This is a genomic window from Dietzia sp. CW19, from assembly GCF_014145265.1.
Taxonomy (GTDB): Bacteria; Actinomycetota; Actinomycetes; order Mycobacteriales; family Mycobacteriaceae; genus Dietzia; species Dietzia natronolimnaea.
In genome coordinates this window covers 7,107-9,550 of record NZ_JAALEE010000541.1, presented here as the reverse complement: position 1 = coordinate 9,550, position 2,444 = coordinate 7,107, and the positions used below count along the sequence as shown (strand labels likewise).

The following is a 2,444-nucleotide window of genomic DNA, read 5'->3' as shown; positions in this document are numbered from 1 at the left end:
CACATCCCGGGCTCCGAGCAGCTCAGCGGCGGCCGCGTCCTGTGGAACCTCGACCAGCTCCCCACCGACGGTCCGATCGTCACCTACTGCCAGAGCGGCGTCCGCAACTCCGTGGCGGCCAGCGCCCTGCGCCGCGCCGGCTACCGCGTGGTCGAACTCGAGGGCAGCTACGCCGCCTGGTCCGAGCGCAACCTCGCGACCGTCTGACCCGACGCACCCACCTCAGCACCCCGGGGGGCCGGCCGACCTGCGCGACGCCCTGGCCTCGGGCACCCCGCCCCCCTGACACCCCTGACACCCCGAGCATCGTCCCGGAGAAGGCCCCGAGAAAGGGCTTCGGCTACTTCGTCCTGCTCATGGGCGCCTTCGTCCTGTCCCAGGAACTACCCTTCCCCGCCGCATCGATCATCCTCGGCACGGTCGCTCTGCTGGCGTTTGTCGCCGCCGTCTGCGTCGTAGCCGTCGACCGCTGCCCGCTGCGGTCGACGGAGGTCGAGCCGAGCCGTCGGTTCTCACTCACCAGGGGAGCGGAACGCGATAGAGGCGACACGGCCCGAACGCGGTCGATCGCGAGGAGGAGAGCATGCGCAGCGAACGAACCCCCGAGCTCGGTCTCAAAGCCAACGCCGCCCAGTTCACTCTGCTCGTCGCCATCAATGCGCTGGTCGGCGGCATGGTGGGTCAGCAGCAGACCGTGCTTCCCCTGCTGGCCACGGAACTCTTCGGCCTGACCGGTTACACCTTCATCTTCACCTACGTCGCGGCCTTCGGTGTCACCAAGGCGATCGCGAACTACTTCGCCGGGACGTTCTCCGACCGATACGGCCGCAAACCCGTCCTGCTGGTCGGGTGGCTCTTCGCCATCCCGGTGCCCCTCATGCTCATCTGGGCACCTGACTGGAGCTGGGTGGTGGCCGCGAATGTCCTGTTGGGCATCAACCAGGGACTGACCTGGTCCACCACCGTGGTGATGAAGATCGACCTCGTCGGGCCCCGGCAGCGCGGTCTGGCGATGGGACTCAACGAGGCGGCAGGCTACGGCGCGGTCGCGGTGACCTCACTGCTCGCCGGCTACCTCGCGGGGCAGTACGGCCTGCGACCGGCGCCGTTCCTGGTCGGTGTGGCCTACACGGCCCTGGCTCTGGTGCTGTCCGGGATCTTCGTCCGCGAGACGCGCGACCGCGCACTCCTGGACGCGGGGCGGCACACCGCCCGCCCGGACGGACTGCACGACCATCTCCATGCCGACATGACAGACCGGGAGATCGCGATCCAGACCAGCTTCCGAGAGCCGGCCCTGTCCTCGGCGAGCCAGGCGGGGCTCGTCAACAACCTCAACTTCGGCCTGTCCTGGGGGCTGTTCCCCCTGTTGTTCGCCACCGCGGGTCTGACCGTGGGGCAGATCGGACTGCTGTTCGCGCTCTACCCGGCCGTCTGGGGAGTGGGGCAGCTGTTCACCGGCGCGCTCTCTGACCGGGTCGGTCGCAAGCACCTGATCTCGGTGGGGATGGCCACCCAGGCGGCCGCCCTGGTCGTCATCGCGCTCGGCAACGGATTCGGCATGTGGGCGGTGGGCACCATGATCCTGGGAGCCGGGACCGCGATGGTCTATCCGACGCTGTTGGCCGCGATCGGCGACGTTGCCCACCCCGTGTGGCGGGGACGAGCCGTCGGTGTCTACCGCGTGTGGCGCGACCTGGGTTACGCGGTCGGCGCGGTGTTCGGGGGGATCGTCGCCGACGCCATGGGTATGCACGCCGCCGTGTGGGCCGCCGCCGCCGTCAGTGCGGCGTCGGCGGCGGCCGTAGCGATCCGCATGTACGAGACACTCACGCCGCTCGTCGTCAGAGACGCGAGTGACGACTGATCCGCTCTCGGTGGCTTCGCAGATCGCACTACTCGGCGTGTGTGGTGGCGGAGAACTACCCGCACCGCTGTAGCGGCACCGACAGGAGATGTATCCGAGCAGCTACAGGGGCGGTCCGGTCGTCTGACTGGTCTCGCGCGTGAATCGGTCCGCCCACAGCCTCCACTGCATCAACGTCACCGCCTCGAACATCCCGGTGCAGGCGACCGCGCCAGTCATCCTGTGCCGATAGCCGGCCACCATTGCGCCCATGAGCGACGTACTCGCCATGACCGTCAGTGCCAGAATCGTCGGCTCGGACCGGGGATCCCGAGTCCAGGACTCCTCGCCCAGGATCGCGCGGGTCGCGAACGACGACGTGTCGTGAGCCGGCGGGGTCATCACCGGATTGACCGCGAACCACGCGCCGATGGGCACGTACAACCACCAGCGGCGAGTCCACAACGGCACCAGTAGCAGCGGTGCCCTCAGGAGTCGCGACCAGGCACTGACCGGATGAGCGTGCCGTCGGAATATGCGTGCGTAGAAGCCATTCTCGGACACCACGAGTCCAGCCTGACAGGTTCGGCCACCGGGA

General features: G+C 68.7%; 3 protein-coding genes. 2 read left to right on the top strand and 1 reads right to left on the bottom strand.

Translation table 11 applies throughout. From position 1 onward, the window contains the following. Positions 1 to 207, top strand: a 207-nt coding sequence (locus G6021_RS15300; protein WP_182641667.1) for a rhodanese-like domain-containing protein, incomplete at its 5' end; no start/stop codon positions are given. 376 nt (positions 208 to 583) lie between these two features. Continuing rightward, complete coding sequence (locus G6021_RS15295; protein WP_182641650.1) at positions 584 to 1,867, top strand: MFS transporter; 1,284 nt, start codon at positions 584 to 586, stop codon at positions 1,865 to 1,867. 102 nt (positions 1,868 to 1,969) lie between these two features. Here the strand turns inward: G6021_RS15295 and G6021_RS15290 are convergent, their stop codons facing one another. Next, entirely contained in the window at positions 1,970 to 2,410 is a 441-nt protein-coding gene (locus tag G6021_RS15290; RefSeq protein WP_347238983.1) for a DUF6653 family protein, read from the bottom strand. Between the last annotated feature and the right edge of the window lie 34 nt (positions 2,411 to 2,444).